The organism is Bacteroides sp. HMSC067B03 (assembly GCF_001811315.1).
GTDB classification, from domain to species: domain Bacteria; phylum Bacteroidota; class Bacteroidia; order Bacteroidales; family Bacteroidaceae; genus Bacteroides; species Bacteroides faecis.
On the sequence record NZ_KV804354.1, the window covers coordinates 19,184 to 43,507 of the forward strand.

Sequence of the window (24,324 nt, forward strand, 5' to 3'; positions counted from 1 at the left end):
AACTGAATTATCTATTATAAAGAATCTAAAACAAATACAAATGTCGAAATCGTACAATAGGAATCCTATACGATTGCTTATATTTGTACTATCAGATCGTTTTTCAACAGATACCCTTTCTAAATATGTACAAAGAATACTTACCATGCCATATACTTGCTCCCTATGTTGATAGATATTGGGAATTCAAAGGCCAAACAGAACAAGGTATGCAAATAAAACTATCTACAGATGGATGTACAGACTTTATGTTCATATTAGAAACCACTGTTAATCATGGCATTATAATGCAGCCCTATCATTCTTATTTTATTGGTCCCACGGATATCGGTTCGGCATTAATAACATCAGCAGGTACTATCAATACATTTGGAGTTCGCTTTCGTCCATGCGGACTATCCCGTTTTATGAAGACTTCTCTAAGCGAATTGACAAATATAAGATTAAGTGTGAATGACTTAGATACTATTTTCAGCGATTCTTTTGCTGAAAGGTTATTCGAAGAACAGGGTATTCAGGGCAAGATTAATTTAATAGAACGTTATCTGAAAGAACACCTATATAAAAGCAGCCATACAATGGATGCACAAATCGCATATGCTGTGAATCAAATTAATGCGCATGAAGGCAAGATATCCATAAGCCATTTAATGAACGAAGTTAATCTGTGCCAACGACACTTTGAACGAAAATTCAAGTTACATACAGGTTTCACTCCTCAAAAATATAATAGTATAGTAAAATTCAAGAATGCGATTAAAATATTGAGGAACGAATCATCTGACAACCTTTTATCAGTAGCAGTAAAAGCCGGATATTATGATGCTTCTCATTTATCAAGAGAAGTGAAAAAGCTATCCGGTAGTACTCCAAATTTCTTTTTATCATTACCCCCCGATAATGAGACTACTATCATTTATACAAAATAAAAAAAGTCGAATTCATCCAATACCCATATCTTATTATACTTTATATTTGCAGCATTAACCAAGTATATAAATAATAAGAACATGAAACTTTGGAAATATAGTGGGACATTTTTAACAGCGACAGGAATCATTCATACGATTTATGCACTATTTATCGGAAAAGATGCTTTTTCGGAAATGCTCAGAAATGGATTGGTAAATTCTATTGGAGAGAATTATAGTCAAGGATTCGCCTTTTGGTTCTTGATCTGTGGAGTAATACTTATCCTTTTGGGGCAAACGCTTCAATATTATATCAGAAAAGAACAAAAACCGGCACCCGTATTTTTAGGTTACTCTATTTTACTGCTTACCATAATCGGTTGTATTATTGAACCTGCCTCCGGTTTCTGGCTCTTTTTGCCACAAGCAATTATTATTATTTATTCAAATAAAAAATAGGATTGTGATATCCTTCTATTTTGAAAAGAGGGCAGGCTTGTGCCTGCCCTCATAACCATTAAACAAATCACATTCGAGTCTTAAAGACCTACTAGCGATTCTGGTTTTAGAAACTCTGCTCAAGGCAGAAAGCGTACACACCTATACAATAGAACACTGCATAATAGCAGCATTAACTAGTCACACACCACCAAACAGATCGTTTAGAATTAAAGGTATGCGAATGGTGTGAGTCCGGCTACCGCTTTATATCAGACATCTTGAAATGCCGGACATTTTTTCCTTGGGGAATATTCAGATGTCTGCAAAATCTTCTGATATTTTTAATATCATTATCACTATAATAACTAAAATTCCAAATCAGATCATCCACATTTCTTACATTTTCAACAATTGCCTTAAAATATGGAAAGTCTACATCACCCAGAGAATGACCAAGCAATGTAATCTCTTTCAAATCATTCAGCGACTCAAAAAAGCCCAAGTTATGATCTATTATGTCATTAGAATGTTTTATGTTCTTCGCATAATAATTTTCCAAACGCTCCTCAATATGATCTACAGCATAATATCTTATTGGATTTTTCCAATTCCCTTTTTTCATATCCTTTAAAAAGAAAGCGAGATAGACCAACTTATCATTGGCAAAATATTTACCCTCCTTATCCTTCAGATTCGGGCGATATCTCCGACGATTTTTATGTTTATGAACCCACTCTTCAAAAGCGACTTCATTATCCTCTACATTATGCCCTAAAACCAAAGAGCCAAACTTCTGCCTTCTATCGCCGTGAATATAAAGAATATGTTTCCGGGAAATATTATATTCTGTTTCAAGAAACAATGTATAATTAAAATTCAGGTAAACAGCGTTCGGATCAAGATACAGCATATTCTTCCTAAATCCTTTCTTATAATGTATTGTATTAATCCAGCGGTGAAACAGATATTGCATTTCGAAGGTACAAGAAGAAACAACATCAGCAACAATATCTATAGGACCTAAATATTCAGCATAACTAAAATTCTCGTCATCTTCGTATAATCGCGGCAAATTCTCATCAACAAAATCAAAAATACGTTCCCTGTTCAGTTCACTAAGATATTTTTCAAAATCCTTCCATAAATAGTCTTTAGCCCAAGTGTTCTTTGGAGCCGGCAATTTGCGTCCGTATTGAAGGCACAAAAGATAATCATTATAATCATCAAAATTATTCATCATAGATCGGGGACCGAAGAAGAGTTCGAACATCTTTACGACAAAATCATTGTGCTTTAATAGGTAGTTGCGAAAATCCATATAAGTAGAATCAGCACCATGATATCTGTCAAATCCATTACCTATAATATAAAGATGATGTATGGGATCACCATTAATTGAATATCTTTTTTTTCGATAAGGTTCGAGCATTTCGGCTCTACGCTGCAGGCAATAATCTTTCATCCCACTGACCAATTCTTTCGTTGAAAGGTCAAGCGGACATTGCATCAAATAATCACGAGCACTATATTTGGCCATATAATCTCTAGCTCGTTTAAAGGTGATCCCGTCTATTCTCATGAATCCATTGCGAGCTCTGTCAATTAGACGAGCTCTATCAAAAGAATATAGAATATCACTATCGCCAATGTTCATAATTATCAAATTTTCGGTCACAAATTACAGCATCTATTGCTCTAGACCAAACTGTATCATTACATAAGGTAACAAAGATAATAATTTTCAAAGTTCGCTAGTCTCATTGACCAAAGATAACTAACCAATTTCATACCGTTTGACTTATTGCTATGTAGCTATGAATAAAATAAAACTTCGTCAGCAAATCATATTTTCATCTATCATTCAACTGTTCAGCCTGTTACAATGCATCTTCTTATTCTTTTAATGTAAACAGACACATAGTCTGCTGATTTGAAATTGTCATTCTATAAAATAATTTATGCCTTTAAGCTAACTCACATAATGTGCGATAGCTAATCCATATCATGTGCGGTAGCTATTGCACATTATGTGAGTTAGTTATCGCACTATATGCGCCAATCAATATCATAGATAGAAAAGCATGATTGCGACATTCAAATATACAGAGAGAGAACATAATACCCAAAAAAGAAGGTGCATTGTATTCATTTGTATAATAGAGTATTATGGGAAAAAGTGACTATGAGTTACTTACTCTATTGATGTTTCTTGAATCTACTTTCGAGTTACTGCAATCATTGCAGACGAACACAATAAACATTTTCTCTATAAAAAATAATATCCGCGGGTGCATAAATTAATTCGTCCGCCTATAGGCAACGTTTCATCCGGCTATAGGCAAACGAAACGTCGGCTATAGGCAAACTTGCGTCCGGCTATAGGCGGACGAATTAATTTATGCACTGGAAGGGATTATTCATTGCACAAGCCGGAGCTAAATTTAGCATAAGAATTCTTTATCCAATAAACCACTTTTAGATTTGTATGATTTGAATTTATATATAGACAGTGTAGTTCATTTCTGTACCGGTTTGCTCATTGTTAAATCATTTAGCCCATTATTAAATCATTCAACCCATTTTAAATGATAAGCAAGAAGCAATAATTCAATTGCTGACTTCTATCAATTATTTGATTAGAACACATTTATAGGATATCTATCAAATTAAAGCTCCATTTAGTTATTCTTCAATGTCCGAACAACTAAATGGAGCTTTATCATATATTTCTAAGAACCCTAAATAAGGAAAAGGATAAACCCATTATTATTTAGCGCTTTCCTCTTTTCCCTTATCATATTTATCTCTTTCGATTTTAAGTAACTCCTCAAATAGTTTCACAGCTTGATCCATTGAAAAATGGTTGAGATTTTCCACATGAGTAATAGGCCCTATATTAGATGCGCTTACATGGCAGTTCTCATAGAAATTGCTTGTGTAGTATAATACAGTTTCTTCTGTAAATTTCTTTAAGCCTTCTTCTGTAACCCCCAATGCAGTAGCCACTTGTTTTAACTTCTCATCATCTATCTTTTCCGCTTGTTCCATTTTGGAAATAGCCTGTTTTGTCACCCCTAGCAACTCCCCCAAATCCGTTTGCGTCATACCACGAAGACGGCGTATTCTTTCTATTTTACGCCCCAAATGTGAACTGTTTGTATAAGTTTCTGTTTCCATAATATTTATTTCTTAGTTAAATTAGTTAATCAACTAATAATAATCACCTTTTCTTTAATAATTCAATTTTCTCTCTCTCACTTTGCAGCAGACGTTCATACAATTCCACGATTTTATCCAATGGATTGAACTGCTGGGCTATTGATGTAGCTCCTTGTTCAAAGGTGTTATCTCTAATGTTATTGATATTATATATTGCCTTCTCAACATCAAAATCCTTAATCACCTCAGCAGATATCCCCAATACAGAAGCTATTTGATTTAGAAGCCCTTCTTCGATTTCTTCCTGTTTTTCAATCTTTGAAATGACCTGTTGATTTACACCAAGATCAGCCGCTAAAGCCTCCTGCTTCATACCAAAATAAACACGGATCTTTTGCAGATTATGTCCGACGTGCCTCCTGTTTGCTTTATTTTTTACTTCGACATCCATATTATTGTTCTTTATGTGATTACATTGAGACAAAGATAGTAAAAATCAACCCATTCTGACTTAAAGTCAACTTTATTTTTTTCAATCCACAACGCTCTATGCCTACTTTTGTCCAATCAGTCTAAATAAGTTGATATTGACCGTGGCGCCACATCAAATACATACACTCAGAGATTGACCGTCAATTCACGGTACAATCGCAGTTTTAACCAATAAAATCTAATAGCCTATGGAGTAAATCAAATCGGTATAATCGGACATAGATTTAAATCATTCAGAGATTTAACTATTCAAAAACCAATTAGTGAACATACAATTAAACAAAAAACATGAAATCATTTTCTGATAAAACAAACATAGGGACAGACGTTACCCTAAAGACAGTTTATATGATAAGATTCTACCTGCTATTCCTTTTAACAGGAATAATATCGGTAGTCGGAGCCACACAAGTCTACGGCCAGCAGAGCAGAAGCATCTCCGGCGTAGTGAAAAACTCTCAGGGGGAGACGATAATCGGAGCTAATATTGTAGAAAAAGGCACAAACAACGGGACTATTACAAATGTAGACGGACTCTTCACACTGCGTGTTTCGCCCAACGCAGTACTCAAAGTATCTTACATGGGATACATAGAACAGGAAGTCAGCACACGCAATAAAAGCAAACTGGAAATCACGATGGTGGAAGATGCCCGACTGATTGACGAAGTGGTAGTAGTAGGATACGGTTCCGTCAAAAAGCGGGATCTGACAGGAGCGGTAACCTCTGTCAAAAGTGCCGAGGTACTGGCTGCTCCTACCAGTAATGTGATGGAAGCTCTTCAAGGAAAGATACCCGGCATGGACATCACCAAAACATCGGGACAGGTAGGCGGTGAAGTCAGCATCCTGCTGCGTGGTTCGCGTTCCATATATGGCAATAACGAGCCACTGTTTATTATCGACGGAATCCCCGGAAGCTATAATCAGGTCAACCCTTCCGATATTGAAAGTGTCGATGTTCTGAAGGATGCTTCATCCACCGCCATTTACGGTTCGGCAGGAGCAAACGGTGTTGTGATTATCACCACCAAAAGAGGAAAAGAAGGCAAAGCCACAATCAACTTTGACGCGTATTACGGCTTCAGCGGATCGCCCAACTACAAACACGGAATGACTCAGGATGAATGGGTGACTTACCAGAAAGAGGCATACCGATATAAGAACAGTGATTTCCCTTCCGATATGTCTGCCCTACTGGGCAAGCAGGCTTTTACAGATGCGTATAATGCCGGAAAATGGATTGACTGGGTAGACGAGGTTTCCGGCAATACAGCTACCACGCAAAAGTACAGCCTTTCGGTAAGCAGCGGAACGGAAAAAACAAGGATATTCGCTTCGACCTCCTACAACCGGGAAGAAGGCCTGCTCAGCAATGAAAATCTGAACCGGTACTCTTTACGGCTCAACATCGACCAGCAACTCTTTTCGTGGGCGAAAGTCGGTTTCACCTCCAATCTGGTGTACCGTGATTTGAATTCCGGCGTGAAAAACACGTTTACCCGCTCCCTCTCCGCTTTCCCGTTGGGGGATGCCTATGATGAGGAAGGCAAGATCAATCACGAATATATCACAGGGCAGTATTCGCCGATGGGAGATTTTATAGAGAATCAATATGCGAACAACACCCGTTCCACTTACCTGAATATGAGCGGGTATGTCGAACTGACTCCTCTCAAAGATTTCACATTCACCAGCCGGATCAACGGGACATTGAACCATTCCCGACGAGGACAATACTGGGGAAACCAATGCAACGCCAACCGTCCGAGTTATGCGGGTTCGCCTCACGCCTCCATCACCAATGACAACGCATGGAATTACACGTGGGAAAACATTCTGGCATACAGCACGACCCTTGCCAAAGCGCATACGGTAGGAGGTTCTTTAATCACTTCGTGGAACAAGAACCAGTCGGAAAGCAACATGGCTGCCGCAAGCGGACAGATGGTAGACCAATGGTCGTTCTGGCGGTTGACTTCGGGTTCCTCCCCACATGTGGAATCGGACTTCGCACAGACACAGAAAATGTCTTTTGCTTTCCGCCTCAACTATTCATACAAGAGCAAGTACTTATTCAACTTCTCCACCCGTTGGGACGGAGTCTCACAATTCTCCGCCGGACACAAATGGGATGCTTTCCCGGCAGGCGCCATAGCCTGGAGAATTTCCGACGAGGCTTTTATGGAAAAGACACGAAGTTGGCTGGACAACCTGAAACTGAGAGTCAGCTACGGCATCACGGGCAACTCCGGCGGAACAGACGCTTACAGCACCACTACCCAAGCCTACGTATATTCTGCCAGCGGAGTCTCCGTCAATGGAAAAATCGTTCCTTTCACACAATACTCGGAGACTTACGGCAGTGCCGACCTCGGTTGGGAAAAATCGTACAACTGGAACATCGGTCTGGACTTCGGCATACTGAACAGCCGCATCGACGGTTCCATTGAATGGTTCAGAACAACCACCAAAGGATTATTATTCAAGCGTATATTGCCCATCACCAGCGGACTGACCGGATGGGGTTCTCCTCTGTCTATCTGGCAGAATATCGCCCAAACCAGCAATCAGGGCGTGGAAGTGATATTGAACTCCCACAATATACAGCACAAGGACTTTACATGGAACACGACCCTGTCCGCCACCTGGAGCAAGGAGAAGATAGACAAGCTGCCCGACGGTGACCTGATCTCCGAGAACCTGTTTACCGGCGAACCGATTCACGCCATTTACGGCTATAAATATGCAGGAATCTGGGGAAGTGACACTCCGAAGGAGACGCTGGATGCGTATGGCGTAAATCCGGGATTTATCAAGATAGAGACAGTGGATAAAAACGGAGACGGCGGAGTACATAAATACAGCACCGATGACAGACAGATTCTGGGACACACGAATCCGGACTGGATCATCGGACTGAACAACTCCTTCACCTACAAGAACTTCGATTTATCCGTCTTTGCAATGGCACGCTACGGGCAGACAATCAACAGTGACCTGCTCGGCTACTATACCGCAGAGCAAAGTGTGACCAAGAATCAGCTGGCAGGCGTGGATTACTGGACAGAGGACAATCAGGGCGCATACTTCCCGCGTCCCGGAACGGGAGACGAACAAAAAACGGTATATCCTTCGCTGAGAGTACACGATGGCTCCTTCATCAAGATCAAGAATATCACTCTGGGATATACCCTCCCCGCCAACATTTCCCGCAAGGTATTGATGGAGAAATGCCGCATCTACGCTACGGCCTACAATCCGTTCATCTTTGTGAAAGACAAGCAACTGAAGGACACAGACCCCGAAACGAACGGTTCGGACGCGTTTCCCACCTATCGGCAATTTGTATTTGGAGTTAATCTCACATTCTAATTAAAGAAGAAAATGACAATGAAAAGTATACATTTAAAAACAGTTTTTTGCTCTGTCCTGCTGTCCGCACTATTCCTACATTCCTGCTCGCTGGAAGAGTACAACCCGGGCGCATTTACCAATGAAACATTGGCTACCTCAACCGAGGGATACGAAACACTGATCAACCAGTGCTACTTCGCAATGGAAAGGTTTTACTACGGTGCCGCAGACTGGATGTCGCTGACCGAAGGGGATACGGACCTCTGGACGTACAAGGCTAACCAATCGACAAGCTACACCGAATGGTTCTGGTTTTTCGCCGGCACATCGCCCAACACGACCTACACCAATAACTGGTGGAACGGGACATACGACGGAATAGGTTCCTGCAACGAAGCCATCGCCTTAGGCGACAAGCCTCCCTACACCACAGAAGAGGAACGGAATGCGAAAATTGCCGAAGCCCGCTTCATGAGAGCTGTCTATTACTTCAACGCAGTGGAACAATTCGGAGGGGTAACCATGCTTACGGAACCGGAAACCAGCCTCAACTACTCTCCTGTCCGCACCGACCCGATGACTATCTACAAAGAAGTCATCCTGCCCGACCTGAGATTCGCATCCGAATGGCTGTCAATCGGGAATCATGCCACGACTACCACTCCAACCAAGAAGGCCGCTCTCGGCTTTCTGGCAAAAGCCTGTCTGCAGACCTACGAGTATGGAAGCACGGAATACCTGCAGGAAGCTCTCGACGCAGCCTTGCAGCTGATCTCCGACTGCGAATCGGGTGGCGGGAAATACAACACTTATATGTATCCTACGTACAGTGAAGTATTCGAAGAAAGCAATAACTGGGAAAACAAGGAAGCGCTTTGGAAACATCGCTGGTATGCAGGCACGGACGGACACGGTTCGAGCAACGGTAACTACAAGTTAAACCGCAATGACGAGTATTTCCTGTGTGACATCAATAAGTTCGGTGCCCGTGAAGACAATCAGGAGACACGACTGACATGGGAAGGCTCCGTCAGCGGCATCTTCATGCCTACGCAACACTTGCTGAATCTGTATGTACAGAATGACGGCACGTTAGACCCCAGATTCCACCAGTCATTCACTACCCAATGGAAGGCCAATAAAAGTTATACTTGGGACGAAAGTGCCGTACACATGTACGACAAAGACGAAACAGTTATCGGCAAAACTCTGAAGAAAGGTGATCCGGCCATTAAATTTATCATGCCGCAGGATGCGGATTATTCTACGGAAAAACAGAATGAGCACAAGACCGACTATTTGTTGATTGATTACAACCATGTCTACAGTGATAGAAACAACAATGTGAATATGAACTACTCGTATACAAATGTAACAGGGAATTACAAGAACGACGGTACCAGCGAGAATCTGTTCCGTTACTATTATCCGTCACTAAACAAGCACAACAGCAGTAACTATTACGTTGCAAACGCCTCCAAACAAAGAAACGGAAACTTAAACGCTACGTTTATCATGCGTATGGCGGAAGTCTATCTGATTGCCGCAGAGGCTGACATTTATCTGAACGGAGGAGCGAATGCCGCCAAATACCTGAATAAGGTTCGCGAGCGTGCCGGAGCAAATCCGTTAACGGGCAACATGACGGTTCGTGACGTATTAGACGAAAGAGGACGCGAACTATGCGGTGAATATTGCCGCTTCTACGATTTGAAACGGACAGGGATGTTCAAGAGTTCCGATTATCTGAAAGATACTCACCCGGATCTCGCACGGTTCTTTGATCCGAATTATGCTTTACGTCCCATTTCTACGACCTTTACCGCTACCATTATTAATGGCAGCGAGTATCAGAATCCGGGATATTAAATTATAATACCCATATACCCAATCATTATCGGTACAATGATCCATATAGCCACACTATTGACTGTACCAACGATTGGGTATATTTTCCACACCTTTCCACATTTCCTCCACACCTCCTCCCAAATATCCATTTTTCAACTTCGCTGTTAATCTGTATCTTATCTTTTTAAGAAATTCTTTATACCCCATTGGTATACACTTTGTATCGACCTTACAACAAATGTGTTTTTAAATATAAAAGTATGAAGATTAATCAAAGGTTAACATTATGTTTTAGCTTACTGTTTAGTTTGTTGAGTATTTCGTATACATCCGCTCAGCAACTGAACATATCGGGCGTTGTTATATCATCAGAGGATAATGAACCACTTATCGGCGCCACCGTCAGTGTAAAGGGAAATCCCACCAAAGGAGTGATTACTGATATCAACGGTCAGTTTCAGTTGTCCGTTGAAGCCGGAACCAAGATGCTGGTCGTATCTTACGTGGGAATGAAAACACAGGAAATACCGGAAAGGTACGTGTGGATTTGAACGTGTCAGGCGGTTTCTCTCATGCGGCTGTCGACTTCCGCCCTACCTTGAATGGTGACCAACGTGAAGAACTTCTTTATGAAGGATTGCTGAATTATGCAACAGACAACGGTATGGAGTCTCCGGCTGAATATGCCAGTTCCAATATCGGCACGTATGCGTATAAACCGGCTATGGGATACACGGACTGGCGAAAAGAACTGCTCCGCACCGCTACACATCAGAGTTATGAAGCTTCCGTCTCCGGCGGTAACGACCGTTCTACATTCTATACCTCGCTCGGCTACAACAGTCAGGAAGGATTGGCCAAAAACTCCAGTCTGGACCGTTACTCTGCACGTTTGAACATGACGCAAAAAGTCGGCAAATACGGAGAAGTAGGAGCAAATATGATGTTCTCACAAATGAATCAGGAGATGAATGAAGAACGCGGATCATCTATCAACCCTTTCCTGTGCGTAGCTATGACCATGACACCCTCCATGGTGGTACGTGATGAAGAAGGGAACTACGTAGGAGCTTATGACGGCACCAGCCTGAACCCGTTGCGTGATATATTGACCGATTACAACCGCGTGCGTATGACACGTATGTTTTCAACCGGTTACGCAGCGATAGAGCCGGTCAAAGGTCTCAAACTAAAGGAAACATTAAGCTATGATTATACCATCCAGAAGGATTCACGCTATTATAACCCTTTGAGTTCGGCTGGCCCTAAAAGCGGAAGCGATGCCCAGACAGCCAAAGGTTTTATTGAATACGGCAAACTGATTTCATCGACCTCCCTGAACTATGTGCATACTTTCGCCCACAAGCATCACCTGAATGTATTGGCAGCTTATGAAATAGAAAGTTACCAGACAGACCACGCTTCGGGTGAAAAGTCCAAACTGCCCAGTGATAAACTGACAGAACCGGATAATGCCGCCGTATTGAACAGTTTCAAGTCTGCCACTCAGGCCTATCGGATGATTTCATATCTTTCACGACTGAATTATGATTATGACGACCGCTACTACATTGCCGGAAGTTACCGCCGGGACGGCAGTTCACGTCTTTCACCCAACAACCGTTGGGGTAATTTCTGGTCTGTATCGGGCATGTGGCATTTGGGCAACGAGAATTTTATGAAAGCCGTAAAACCGGTTCTGAGTGATGTCAAGATACGTGCTTCGTATGGTGTAAACGGAAATCAACCCGGCTCATACTATGGCTACAAAGGGCTATACAGTTATGGCGAAAACTACATGGAGGCAGCCGGATCTTATGAATCGTCACAACCTAATGATTTGTTGACATGGGAAAAGAATTACAGTTTGAACCTGGGTATCGACCTTTCATTTATTAACCGTATTTTCGCGAGTCTGGAATATTACAACCGGGATACCAAAGACTTGCTCTACAGCCTCCCCATCAGCGCCACTACCGGATTTACCAGCTATTTGAGCAACATCGGACGCTTGAACAACAAGGGAATAGAATTTGAGTTGCGTACGCTGAACGTTGTTTCCAACGACTTTAACTGGACCAGTGTTTTCAACCTGAGCCATAACCGAAATAAGATTGTTTCACTCAACGGACTATTGGATCAAACGATTGAGGGAACATGGTTCATCCATAAAGTAGGTCTCCCCTATCATACGTTTTATGTAAAAGAGTTTGCCGGAGTAGACCCACAGACCGGTTATGCCCAATATTACCTGAACACTAAAAATGAGGACGGAAGCTACAATCGCGAACTTACCACCGACGCTGACAAAGCAGAATCCATTCCGTACAAAACAGCCACTCCCAAAGTATCGGGAGGATTCACCAATATTCTGAATTACAAATGGATAGACCTGACTTTTACGCTGACTTATTCATTGGGCGGCTACTCGTTCGACAAACTGGGAACTTATATTGAAAACGGCACTAGCTCCATCTATAGTTCACGATACAACTTACCCGCATATATGATGAACCGTTGGCAGAATCCCGGAGATCAGACAGACATTCCCCGGTTTGTATATAACGAATCGGCTACTTCTACCAACTCGTCCCGCTATATCCATAGTACCGATCATTTACGCCTGAAGAACTTTACACTCGGCTTCACACTGCCCAACCAGTGGACGCAAAAACTGATGATTGACAAAGTACGCATATATTTCTCGGGAAACAACCTGCTGACCTGGGCCAAATGGAAACAGTATGACCCCGAAACACCCGTCAACGGCGAAGTCTTTTGTGAGGCTCCTGCTATGCGTACTTTCAGTTTCGGAGCACAATTATCATTCTAACACACATGTCATTCTAACTAAATAAACAGCATAATGAAACGAATTCATATATACATACTTACAGCAATGGTTTTGCTAAACAGTTCCTGCTCGGCAGACTGGTTAGACCTTAACACTACCAGTTCGGTAGAAACAGGACAGGCAATCGTAACACTGGACGATGCCCAAATCGCTCTGAACGGAATTTATCGTCTGGCATCCGGCCACAGCTACTACGGAGATAACTATTGGTATTACGGTGATTGCCGTGCCGCCGATGTACAGGCACGTATAACCAAAGGAGACGGAAAACGCGTATCTCCCTATTATGAATACAACGTGCTTGCTTCCGATAATCTGAATATTGTACTGCCCTGGAACACCGTTTATAAAGTAATACGACAGACGAATAATCTGATACAGAAAATTGAGTCGGGCAGTATTCAAAGCAGTGATACCAAAGAACTGAACCGCATTAAGTCCGAAGCGCTGGTCATGCGGGGACTTTCTCTCTTCAACCTGACCCGGTTGTTCGGAATGCCTTATACGAATGACAAGGGGGCTTCATTGGGAGTACCCATCGAAACCTCCCCGTCCGATCCCACGCATAAACCGTCACGCAATACTGTAGCACAATGCTACGAACAGGTAGTCAGTGACATGAGCAATGCACTCTCCGGATTGACACAAGAGACATCCAATGGTTATATCAACTACTGGGCAGCTCAGGCATTACTATCGAGAGTCTATCTGAATATGGGTGAATATCAGAAAGCCTATGATGCCGCTACGGATGTTATCAATAACAATGGCGGACGTTACCAGCTTTACAGTTATGAGGAATATCCCAATGTATGGGGACAGGATTTCCAGTCGGAATCATTATTCGAACTCTACATCACTTTATCTGAACCCTCTGGAGGTACAGGCGGTGAGGGTGCTCCGATGGTTTATGCCAACGAAGCAACAATCGACTGGAATAATCTGATCTTGTCGGAGGATTTTCTCAACCTGCTGAATGAAGATCCCAAGGATGTACGCCATTGCCTGACAAAGGAATCTGTTATAGAAAACAACACCGGACTTCCGACTGCCGCCAGGCACGAGAAAGTCTATCTTGCCAAATTCCCCGGTAAGACCGGAGATGATCCCAAGACCAATAACATTTGCATCATCCGCCTTTCCGAAGTCTATCTGAATGCGGCTGAAGCGGGACTGAAAAAAGGAACGAATCTTGAAGAGGCACAAAGTTATCTGAATGACATTATCAGCCGCCGTACCACGGATACGAGTCAACAAGTATCAACAGAGACTTTCACTCTGGACAGAATTCTTAAAGAACGCCGCAAGGAACTGGTTGGAGAAGGGGAAATCTTCTATGACTACTTACGCAATGGCCTGGCTATTGAACGCAAAGGCAGTTGGCATCTTGAAACTCTGAAAGCATTTAACGCACAAAAGATAGAAGCTACCGATCTGAGAATAGCTCTGCCTATCCCGCAAAGTGAGATAGATGCCAATCCGAATATACAGCAGAATCCAAGATAACCAACGTCTATTGATGTATATAATTTCCGGAATAAACTGGCTATATTCACATATTTAACCTGTCCCCCTGATATCAAAGAAGGTACATTTCATAAAAACTGAAATGTACCTTCTTTACCATTCAACACAGTCCTCACTCTCCCGCTTCTTTCCTCCTTAGTAAACGAATCGATAAAACAAAGCCCTTTTTCACCTGCATCTATTGTGAGCAGAATTGTTTTTCCTATTTTTGCACTTGACAGAAAATTATTAAGGGCTACTTTATGAGGAATATTATAGATAAGATGAACTCTTTGTATCCAATTTCGGATGAAACGATACAAATACTAAAAGAAAATACAGTATTATGTCATTTTCCAAAGAGACATCAACTGATAGAGGCTAACAAGTTTTGCAAATCGGCTTATTTTATAGAAGAAGGGATGACCCGCTCTTTCTGGCTGGTAAACGGAGAAGAGATAACAACTTCTTTTGCATGTGAAGGGGCGATTGTCTTCAGTATGGATGAATTATATTATAATAAGATGAGCGAAGAATTTGTGGAAACCCTTGAGGATGTTGTCGCATACAAAATATCACTGACGGATCTGCTCCGGTTGTTTGAAACCAATATCGAACTGGCAAACTGGGGAAGAGTGATTCATCAAAACGAATACAGACGCCTGCACCGTTCGCACAAAGACCGCCTTACCCTGTCTGCTAAAGAAAGATATGAAGCATTCAAGCTTCAGTTTCCTCAAATGTGCCAGCGGATACAATTAGGATACATCGCCTCTTATCTGGGCATAACACTTTCAACACTCAGCCGCCTCAGAGCATACAAATAATTCTCATACATGGTAAGATTTTGATGCAGGACAAATTTTTAAACCTATAAAATCCGTATTTTTGCGGCTTCTACAATGACTAATACTAATTTGAACAATAATTTAAAACATGCAAAAAATCTCTTCTTCTGCCTTTGCAGACTCTAAACCCCATTACGTACTCCTTGACGGACTGCGAGGGGTTGCGGCCCTTCTGGTTATATGGTATCATGTATTTGAAGGCTTTGCCACAAGTCCCATCGATCAGAAATTCAATCATGGATATCTGGCTGTCGATTTCTTCTTTATTCTGTCGGGCTTCGTTATCGGCTATGCTTATGACGACCGTTGGAAAACAACGATGACCCAGAAAGAGTTCTTCAAACGCAGGTTAATCCGTCTGCATCCGATGGTTGTTATGGGAGCCGTTTTAGGCGCTATTACATTTTGTATACAAGGCTGCGAGCAATGGGATGGCACCCGTGTTTCCATATCCATGGTCATGTTGGCCATGCTCCTCAATCTTTTCCTGATCCCGGCTGTTCCGGGTACAGGTCCCGAAGTCCGTGGAAACGGTGAGATGTATCCTTTGAATGGTCCCAGCTGGTCTTTGTTCTTCGAGTATATCGGTAATATTTTGTATGCCCTGTTTATTCGCCGACTGTCTACCAAAGCACTTACGATACTCGTTGTGATAGCAGGAATCGGATTGGCGTCCTTCTCGATATTCAATCTTTCCGGCAACTATCACTTAGGAGTAGGCTGGTCGATGATCGACTATAACCTGATCGGAGGTTTTCTACGCATGCTGTTTGCATTCTCTATCGGATTATTGATGTCACGCATCTTTAAACCTGTCCACATCAAAGGGGCTTTCTGGATGTGCAGCGTGGCAACTCTCGTTTTACTTTCCATGCCCTACGTTGGCGGTCACACTTCTCAGTGGATGAACGGCATTTACGATGCTGTATGCACCATTCTTATTTTCCCGCTACTGGTCTACCTGGGTGCTTCGGGAAAAACTACAGATAAAGGCACAGCCAAGATCTGTAAATTTCTGGGAGATATATCTTATCCGGTATACATCATCCACTATCCTTTCATGTATCTGTTCTATGCCTGGTTGTGGAGTAAAGAACCACATATTACTTTCTCCCAGTCCTGGCCGATAGCCCTGGTCGTGTTCTTCGGAAGCATCTTGCTGGCTTATCTTTGTCTGAAACTATATGATGAGCCTGTAAGAAAGTGGCTGAGCAAGAAGTTTCTGGCCAAAAAATAAGAATAGTATCTTTTAAAAAGAAACAATCATCTCACCTTGATAAGAAAGAATGCTTATCAAGGTGAGGCTATTTTCTCATCTTTGGCAAAGTCCGACTAAAGAAAAATAGAAGGCAAATAACAATGGCAGTTTACTCAAAACAAACAATAAAAAAGAGCATTACACCATGCTTGATGCAATGCTCCCCATTAAATCAATAAGTATTACGAACTATCCAAAAGAGAAAGTCATATGACTTTCATTATAAACCTCTACCAGTCCATTCTTGCGTTCAATAAACACTTTGTTTTCACGTGCCAGCCAACCGACTGCCAAAGCCGTGCTTTCTACACTAAGATTTACTTTTCGGGCAAGTTCCGGGATGGAAATTCCATCGACTTCATTGAGAACATGCCAAATCTTTCCCGCGTTGACACCTACAATTTTCTTATCCATAGTAGTCTTTTTAAAATTAATACAAAAGGGAAACTAACTCGTCTAAGGGACAACGCTTTTTCACTATAAAACCCAAACTAAAGATCTTTTCATCTGTTTTGAATGTTATCTTGATTATCGAGGATAGGTATAAAAAAACGTGAGCCTTTTCTTCCCAAATGTAGCAACAGGAACTACCAATCCCTACAACACAAATGAGAAGAACGCCCACGCAAAGTATATGTATAATAAGCGTAGGCGTTCAGCCATTTTTACGTGTTGTAATATTTACCCCGAGGGTAAAGAAATTGGTAGTTTCGTTACTACGTAAAAAAGCTGAACGCTTTTCAATATTTAGTCTCAATGAACGCACCTTTCAACGGCTATACAAATATAGCAAAATTTTATATTAAAGATTACATTCGTCCTTTTTTTTACTTTGCGACTACTAATTTATCACATTTCTTAGCATTACAACTACAATAGAGTCTCTCTCCTCATCAAATCTCCCTTCCACTTAAGCGCCCTATTTATTTGCCGGGTTCAAGAGGAAGGGAGAGATTTGCTAAATTCAACCAACTACATTGTAAATGTACACTTCAGGGGCTGCCTGAAAGTAGGGCTTTAGTTCAACTACTACATCCTGATTAAACAAATCAGAGACTAAATACCCTTCGGCCTCTGTTGTAGAAGTAAAACCATGAAGTACCTGCACATCTTCCCCCCTTACAAGTAATTGCTTACTGACTGCACCGGATATTGTATCCAAAAACGGTTGACGATACTTTGTGTACACGGCTGCGGCAGCCGCACGATCGTTCTCATTTACTTTAAGAGTTATTTCCAAATAAGCTCCCACAGTTTTTTCTGTTGCCATAATCTTTTGTTTTTAAATTAACACTGCAAAGTTAGAACTACCGGCATTGGTATTCAATGGGGTTTTAAGAAAATGAATGGTAAATTTGAGAAGGCTATTTCATTCCTTCAAACTCACTTCCTTAATTTACCATTAAATATCTCTTTTTTACCATTGACCTGACATAAAAACAACTTATCTTTGCAAGCAAACTTATATCCATCAATTGTATTACTAATACCATATCCGCTAATGAAAAAGACAGAAACATTTCCTCTTTATCATTTGGAAGAAAAGACACCTGCCAGTATTCAGTTCGAGCTAATGAAAATGCCGGATTTTTTCTTTGAAAACGGCGACAATCCCAAGCAGCCGCACATACATGGCTTTTACCAGATTATATGGTTTCAGAAAGGTACAGGAGTCCACTATGTTGATTTTAAGGAGTATTCGGTAAGCGACAATACGTTGTTCTTTATATCACCCGGCCAGATACATTATTTCGACAATAATCAGGAAGCTGAAGGAGTGATTATTCATTTCAATGAAAGTTTTCTTTCAGACGAAGGAAGCAGCGAAAATGTATTCCTGAAATATAATGTCTTCAATGCCTTCGATGCTGTTCCTTATTATAATGTAACCCCGGAGAATATCCAACGTTTGGCTTATATTACAGAAGAAATGGAGACTGAAAGCCGGAATATAAATACATTTGCCCATAAAGACTATCTAAAGTATTTAGTAAAAATGTTCCTGATCTACATACAGCGTATCGGACAAAGGGGAACAGGCATCCCATTGTGTATCAACAATTCGTCCAATCGTACTTTTGTTCAGTTCCGTCAAACATTGGAGCACCACTACCGACACATACACACAGTTAAAGAATATGCCAATTATCTAAACGTATCGACTAAAACTCTGACTAACTGTGTTTATGAAAGTTCTCATAGTACACCATTGAAGATTATCAATGACCGAGTGATACTGGAGGCCAAACGTCAACTGCTTCATTCCAGTCTAAAGATCAAAGAAATCGCTTTCTATCTGGGATTTGAAGATCCATCTTATTTCGTAAAATTCTTCAAACGACAGACAGGATATTTACCGGCAGAATTCAGAGAATAAATTAAACAACTTATGAATATAGTATACAAAGAGACAAAAGACTTCACAGAACAAGAGGTAGAAGAACTATTCTTGTCTGTAAAATGGTTATCGGGGAAATATCCCGAACGGCTAATTAAAGCATTAAAATCTTCGTCATTAGTAGTAACCGCATGGGATGGAACCCAATTAGTTGGCCTCATCCGTGCACTGGATGATGGAGAAATGGTTGCATTTCTCCATTATTTATTAGTACACCCCGATTATCAGGGGAATGGTATTGCCGGAAAGCTCCTAGATATTGTAAAGGAGAAATACAGAGATTACCTCTACCTCAACATCATGCCGGATGAAAAGAAAAATATTGTTTTCTACGAGAAACATGGATTCTCGTTATTAGAGGAAGGAGCGGCCATGCAAATCAGGCATTTATAAAAACGATTATTTACTGCCAATCATTTTATTTCTGATTTTTGGCTATAAATCAACCTATTTCTCTGGCTGATCGTCCACACGCCATCTACGAACCGTACATTCTTTGTATCATCATCTTCCACATTCCATGCATAACCTCCTGATGGCAGGCCACGTCTTTCCAGAATTTCATTGGGTTGATCATTAGAAAAGAAAAGCTCTACTCGTGTAGAATCAGGGCTAAAAACAATGAAAGCAGAAGCGTCATTGCAATCAACCGCTTCCGTACGGATTCCTTTTTCGAACAAACGAATACAATCCTGTTGCACCTCACACCATACATATCCGGCAGAGCCGATGCAACCATGCTCATCACGGTCACCTCCTACTATCGGAGATTGCGGATACTGAACCAGCTTAGAAGCCTGCATTCCCGGTGTGTATTTTCCTGTATAGAATACCTCCAGAGTATCATTCAGAAGCAGACCATTGACCTCGTCTTTACTCGCATCCATCGTACTGAATGAAAGTGTATCATTTTTATTTGTAACAATCGTTACTGTATTCATAGTCGCATCACAAACGACACCTTTTGAACTTATTGCCTTTGATGAACAACCTCCCATCATGCACAAAACTCCTAATGCTAATATTGCTGTTTTCATATTTTTAATTGACTGTTTGTTCTAATTCAGTGCAAAGATAAAGGTTATATGGAAAATATACTATCATCGCAAGCTGAATTAATGAATAAACACCCATTTATACTATATCTTTCCATATAAGTATCATTCAGTTGATTAATACGATAATTATTGTAGTCGCACGCAACATTGCCATGTTTTTGCCGAGACAGGTAGACGAATACTCAGAAGAAAAGGCATTGGATATTCTGCAATATATCCAAACTAATATCTACCAACCTGATAAAATCAAGACCAAAGTTATCAGCAGACATTTTGGCATTTCGGCAAATTACCCAGGTCGATATTTTAAATTATAAACTAAAATTAGTAGAAGATCGATTATTACATAACGAGATGCGGATAAGTGAGATTGTTACAGAATTAAGGCACTAGATTCATCCGGAGAACAAGCACATTGTCGATATTTGCATTCCGATAAAACTTCTTTAATGAATAATTTACTTTACCGGGTAAATCGAAGGAGCTCTTCTCCTCTAATCAGAAAAGAAAAGTCCTTCGACAAGTTTTGGATAGCATAACAATCAGAACGATCTAATTATCAGATTTACTTTATAGTTTGAAATAACAGGCTATTGCCATTGATGTCCATCCATTCCGCCATCAAGCAATAATATGCCGGATAGTCAGCCGGAGTTATCAATTGCTTTTTCAGTTTCAAAGTACGGATGATCTCTATTTTATCCACCGCCTTTTTCACTGCAACTTCCATGCTACCGACAGGATTTTCCATCTTTTTATTAGTTGGTATAACCGTTGATTTCATTCCTTCATCGATTTTTACGATATAGGTGTAAGTTTCATCAGGCAAATACCGCAAAAGCAAATTAACAGGACGAGTGGTATTCAGAGCCGTCATACGTCCATCGTAACTTGCCCACCCACCGCGAGCCTGTGGCAAATCAATTTTCCGATAACCACCAGCCAGCATCTTTCCGGTTTTATCACTCACCCGTAATGTATCAGTCCGTGAAATAACATGAGTAACCTTCTTCAAAGCTACCGGTTGAGCATTCAGATCAACAACTGAAATAAAATCTTGTATATCAGCAACCCCATTATTGGTCACAAACAATCCACTAAGAGCAGCAAGCCCGGCTGCATCTTTATCTTCAGTTTTAGGAAAAGCCGCTTTTAGCTCCGCACGAATACCTATCGCCTGCTGCAAGGCAGCCAACAGAGCTGCTTTCTCCGCTTCAGTTCCGTATGCGGAACGAATCACCTCAAAAGCCGGTCGCAAACGGTATCCGGTTTGTGATAATGTCAGACTGCAATTTCCTAACCCTTCTACATAAACAGTGAGTAAATCCTTTTTTTGTTCTGTAGTTTGTGCACCGGCAGTCAACTTCTGTGCTAATTCGGAAACATCTTTTCCATTATTTTCTAATTGTTGTTTTATCACTTTCAACGCATCAGCTTTTGAAGCATAAGTTGATGCCACAACTGCCTGTATATTGCCTGCGGGCAAAGATACGTCAAGTGAATAAGGACGTGGTTGCACATTTTTCAATGTCCAGGTCACCGTTTTCATACCATCCGCAGTTTTTACAACCGGAGCAATTTTCCCATTCAACCATTCATAATGCAGAGGTTTGCTTTCGGGCACTGACAGTGAAAATACATATTCCCTGATTGGGGAAAGCTCTTCCACCTGCTCACACACATCCAGTTCGGGCAAATATCCCGGACGAGTAACAACAGAGTAATCCAGATAAATAGTGGCTCCCAACTCCAGCCCCGTATGGACAATTACCATCTCTTTCAAACTGTTATAAGCCGGAGCATCTGCCGCCGCAGAAGGAAGTACCTCTACAAACGCATTTTCAGGAGTCTTCACAATAGTACCATCTTTCTGACGAGTATAAGAATCGTGTATCTCCAGTTTCTGATATTCCGGATTGTAAATAATAAAACTCTCTCCATACACACGGTTCATCGCTGCATGGGTAAATAAAGTCAGCTCTTTTTGCACACGCATTTCCTGACTACCGTCAGCGTGTAACGTATAAGTCTTGCTCAGTTTTCCAAATTCAGCTTCGGATGCCGCTTTCATTGGGAGTGCCAGAATCAGCATCACCAGTGTTACTATATAATAATATGTATTTTTCATTCTGCTCTACTTTTTTATCACCAAATATTCACCATACGCCTTGTGGGCATTAACAGCATTGCGGAAACTTTCCCAATCGGAAGCCTCATAGACACGTTTCTTCAAAGCCAGCCTATTGTGGAGCAACACTTTATTCCCTTTCTGTGTCAGCGAACCTTCAAAGTCAGCTCCTACTCCTTGCATCATTTCATTCTTGGCAGCATTCACCAGTTTGTATCCCGCCGGAAGCTGAATCATTTCATCCAGCTCGACCAAACGGGAACAACCATCTTTGAAACCATATTTGCGATTTTCTACTGAAGTGTCGATACGCAAATAAGAACGTACCTGATTATAAAGGTTATTCATCACCATCGGACGGAAGAACATCTCTCCCTCCCCTTTCAAGGCATAGTCGGGTATCTCATAACGAAAAGTGATTTTAATAGGTGCAGCCTGATAATCTTTGGGATTCTTTCCATAGTCTACGCTCAGCAATCTGGCTTTAGGAGAGATAGTTAACAGTTGGCGCTCCATCGTACTTTTCCATTCGCTCTGAAAACCGGTAGTAAAAATGCGGCGGATATTGCTGTCACTTTGTCCTTCGGCTGTAAGAGTGAAAGTACCACGCAGTGTACCATCTGCCTCCAGACGGTTATCAGCTTTGATACGTACATAATGGTTTTCGGGAGATGAAACCGGGGTGATACACAAATCAGAACCTTCGGGTACCCCCGGTAGATAGTTTTGCTGCTGTTCGGCACTACTCCACAACTCGCGGCAGAAAGGAACCCACGTAGGGTCGAGGGGCATATAAGTTCCATTACTCAATTTTACCACAGCCACACAGTGATTAAAATGATCGGCAGGAATACTCTCTACACGACTTCCTGCCATAGTCATCGCCGGATAGGCCTCGAAACCGGCCATACGCAAAAATGAAATCAGTGTACCTGCTATATCTTTGCAGACTCCACAACGGTCAGTATAATTCATTTTCGTATTATGGAGCGTGAAACCCTCTCCTTTTCCCATCGAAATACCGGAATAGCGAATATTATCTGCCACCCAATGAGTCAGTACAGCAATCTTTTCCATTTCGGTGTTCTTACCTTTTACCAATTCATCCACCTTCTTCTGCGCTTCGGGCAATGGGGCAAAGCTCCCATAATCTTCGTTCACTTTATTGAACCAAAGCGATTTGTCTTTCCATTGTGGAGTTGAAGACATCATCAGTTTGGGAGCCGCATCGAAAAGATCTACCATGTTCGGTTCTTTAGCGAAAGGCACCATATCATTCATCACAAAACTATATTTTTTGCAACCGTCTTCATAGCGCATAGATGAGGTGCACTCCCCCTGATAAAACTGAAATTGAAGTTCCTTCTCCATCGGAATACTTACTACATAAACTTTACGTACAGTAGGAGTATTGCTCCAAAAGGGAACAATATCATAAAACTGCCCACGCATAGGCGGAATAAAACGTGATTCGTCTTCATCACCGGCTGTAAGCAACGCATAAGTAAAACCTTTTTTAGCTATTTCGTAGTCCACGACATCACCGGGCTGCAAAGCACCCACTTCGATCATGATTTGTCTCGCTCCCCAATAAATAGCCCGGGCAGGAGCAGCATAATCACAGGTTCCTTTTACATCAAGCTCATCTATCTTACCATTGGCACGATAGATGGTTACGTGTTTAAACTCAGCATAAGCAGTCAAAGGGTCATAATCGTATTTTATCACCCGGTTGTCCACTGCTCCTTTCGGAGTCTGTACCTTAATTACTTTACATACGGCAAACGAGCCTTGCCCGGTAGGTTGGACAGACACCAACGTGCTATCCAACAGCGTCACGCAATCGGAAGTTTCGTAAGTCTTTCCCTTCGCAATCTTTTCATAAGATTTCCAGTTTTGAGCCAATGATGTGGCCGAAGCAAGAAGGCAACAAAGGAATGACACTAATAGTTGTTTTCTCATGTTTTTCACTCACTTTTTATTTATAAAAACAAATGTAAATAAAATAATCGATTACCCAGCACAAGATAGCTATATCTGACAACGATTCACTAAAAGATTTT

General features: G+C 41.4%; 17 protein-coding genes and 2 pseudogenes. 11 read left to right on the plus strand and 8 right to left on the minus strand.

Annotated features, from left to right (window positions below):
* Positions 1-125: 125 nt before the first annotated feature.
* A complete protein-coding gene (locus tag HMPREF2794_RS11570; protein WP_070751552.1) occupies positions 126-929 on the plus strand; it encodes an AraC family transcriptional regulator in 804 nt (267 codons plus the stop codon).
* 81 nt (positions 930-1,010) lie between these two features.
* The gene (locus HMPREF2794_RS11575; RefSeq protein WP_070751553.1) at positions 1,011-1,370 is read left to right on the plus strand and encodes a DUF6463 family protein; all 360 of its coding nucleotides are present in this window, start codon (positions 1,011-1,013) and stop codon (positions 1,368-1,370) included.
* A 238-nt stretch (positions 1,371-1,608) separates the two neighbouring features.
* Here HMPREF2794_RS11575 and HMPREF2794_RS11580 read toward each other — a convergent pair whose 3' ends face one another.
* From HMPREF2794_RS11580 to HMPREF2794_RS11590, 3 genes are all read right to left on the minus strand, one after another.
* Positions 1,609-3,006, minus strand: a complete 1,398-nt coding sequence (locus HMPREF2794_RS11580) for a bacteriophage abortive infection AbiH family protein (protein ID WP_070751554.1) — start codon at positions 3,004-3,006, stop codon at positions 1,609-1,611.
* Between the two features lie 1,112 nt (positions 3,007-4,118).
* The gene (locus tag HMPREF2794_RS11585) at positions 4,119-4,529 is read right to left on the minus strand and encodes a helix-turn-helix domain-containing protein (RefSeq protein ID WP_011108252.1); all 411 of its coding nucleotides are present in this window, start codon (positions 4,527-4,529) and stop codon (positions 4,119-4,121) included.
* Positions 4,530-4,572: 43 nt separating this feature from the next.
* Complete coding sequence (locus HMPREF2794_RS11590) at positions 4,573-4,962, minus strand: helix-turn-helix domain-containing protein (RefSeq protein WP_010535380.1); 390 nt, start codon at positions 4,960-4,962, stop codon at positions 4,573-4,575.
* Between the two features lie 329 nt (positions 4,963-5,291).
* On the opposite strand from HMPREF2794_RS11590, the gene HMPREF2794_RS11595 reads away from it, so the two are divergent.
* The 6 genes and pseudogenes from HMPREF2794_RS11595 (at position 5,292) to HMPREF2794_RS11620 (ending at position 16,656) form a co-directional block, all read left to right on the plus strand.
* A complete protein-coding gene (locus HMPREF2794_RS11595; protein WP_070751555.1) occupies positions 5,292-8,378 on the plus strand; it encodes a SusC/RagA family TonB-linked outer membrane protein in 3,087 nt (1,028 codons plus the stop codon).
* Positions 8,379-8,396: 18 nt separating this feature from the next.
* Entirely contained in the window at positions 8,397-10,229 is a 1,833-nt protein-coding gene (locus HMPREF2794_RS11600) for a RagB/SusD family nutrient uptake outer membrane protein (protein WP_070751571.1), read from the plus strand.
* A gap of 242 nt (positions 10,230-10,471) precedes the next feature.
* Positions 10,472-13,044: pseudogene (locus HMPREF2794_RS11605) on the plus strand (SusC/RagA family TonB-linked outer membrane protein).
* 33 nt (positions 13,045-13,077) lie between these two features.
* Positions 13,078-14,571: a RagB/SusD family nutrient uptake outer membrane protein gene (locus tag HMPREF2794_RS11610; RefSeq protein ID WP_010535383.1), complete on the plus strand. Its 1,494-nt coding sequence runs from the start codon at positions 13,078-13,080 to the stop codon at positions 14,569-14,571.
* A gap of 263 nt (positions 14,572-14,834) precedes the next feature.
* Positions 14,835-15,398 (plus strand): Crp/Fnr family transcriptional regulator, encoded by a 564-nt coding sequence (locus tag HMPREF2794_RS11615; RefSeq protein ID WP_010535384.1) that lies wholly within the window; start codon positions 14,835-14,837, stop codon positions 15,396-15,398.
* Between the two features lie 109 nt (positions 15,399-15,507).
* Complete coding sequence (locus tag HMPREF2794_RS11620; RefSeq protein ID WP_010535385.1) at positions 15,508-16,656, plus strand: acyltransferase family protein; 1,149 nt, start codon at positions 15,508-15,510, stop codon at positions 16,654-16,656.
* A 210-nt stretch (positions 16,657-16,866) separates the two neighbouring features.
* On the opposite strand, the gene HMPREF2794_RS11625 is transcribed toward HMPREF2794_RS11620, so the two are convergent.
* On the minus strand, positions 16,867-17,091 hold the full coding sequence (locus HMPREF2794_RS11625) for a winged helix-turn-helix domain-containing protein (protein WP_010535386.1): 225 nt from the start codon (positions 17,089-17,091) through the stop codon (positions 16,867-16,869).
* A gap of 550 nt (positions 17,092-17,641) precedes the next feature.
* Positions 17,642-17,947 (minus strand): hypothetical protein, encoded by a 306-nt coding sequence (locus tag HMPREF2794_RS11630; RefSeq protein ID WP_010535387.1) that lies wholly within the window; start codon positions 17,945-17,947, stop codon positions 17,642-17,644.
* Between the two features lie 231 nt (positions 17,948-18,178).
* Between HMPREF2794_RS11630 and HMPREF2794_RS11635 the strand changes: the two genes are divergently transcribed.
* Together HMPREF2794_RS11635 and HMPREF2794_RS11640 are read left to right on the plus strand one after the other, a co-directional pair.
* Positions 18,179-19,054 carry a helix-turn-helix domain-containing protein gene (locus tag HMPREF2794_RS11635; RefSeq protein WP_010535388.1) on the plus strand — a complete coding sequence of 292 codons (876 nt, stop codon included), beginning with the start codon at positions 18,179-18,181 and terminating at the stop codon, positions 19,052-19,054.
* 12 nt (positions 19,055-19,066) lie between these two features.
* Positions 19,067-19,468 carry a GNAT family N-acetyltransferase gene (locus tag HMPREF2794_RS11640; RefSeq protein ID WP_010535389.1) on the plus strand — a complete coding sequence of 134 codons (402 nt, stop codon included), beginning with the start codon at positions 19,067-19,069 and terminating at the stop codon, positions 19,466-19,468.
* 20 nt (positions 19,469-19,488) lie between these two features.
* Here the strand turns inward: HMPREF2794_RS11640 and HMPREF2794_RS11645 are convergent, their stop codons facing one another.
* On the minus strand, positions 19,489-20,112 hold the full coding sequence (locus HMPREF2794_RS11645; RefSeq protein ID WP_070751556.1) for a hypothetical protein: 624 nt from the start codon (positions 20,110-20,112) through the stop codon (positions 19,489-19,491).
* 122 nt (positions 20,113-20,234) lie between these two features.
* Between HMPREF2794_RS11645 and HMPREF2794_RS27750 the strand changes: the two are divergent.
* A pseudogene (locus HMPREF2794_RS27750) lies at positions 20,235-20,517 on the plus strand (AraC family transcriptional regulator); the annotation flags it as partial.
* 181 nt (positions 20,518-20,698) lie between these two features.
* On the opposite strand, the gene HMPREF2794_RS11650 reads toward HMPREF2794_RS27750, so the two are convergent.
* Positions 20,699-22,261, minus strand: coding sequence for a DUF3858 domain-containing protein (locus HMPREF2794_RS11650; protein ID WP_010535392.1), 1,563 nt, complete (start codon positions 22,259-22,261; stop codon positions 20,699-20,701).
* 6 nt (positions 22,262-22,267) lie between these two features.
* Positions 22,268-24,223, minus strand: a complete 1,956-nt coding sequence (locus tag HMPREF2794_RS11655; protein WP_010535393.1) for a DUF3857 domain-containing protein — start codon at positions 24,221-24,223, stop codon at positions 22,268-22,270.
* Between the last annotated feature and the right edge of the window lie 101 nt (positions 24,224-24,324).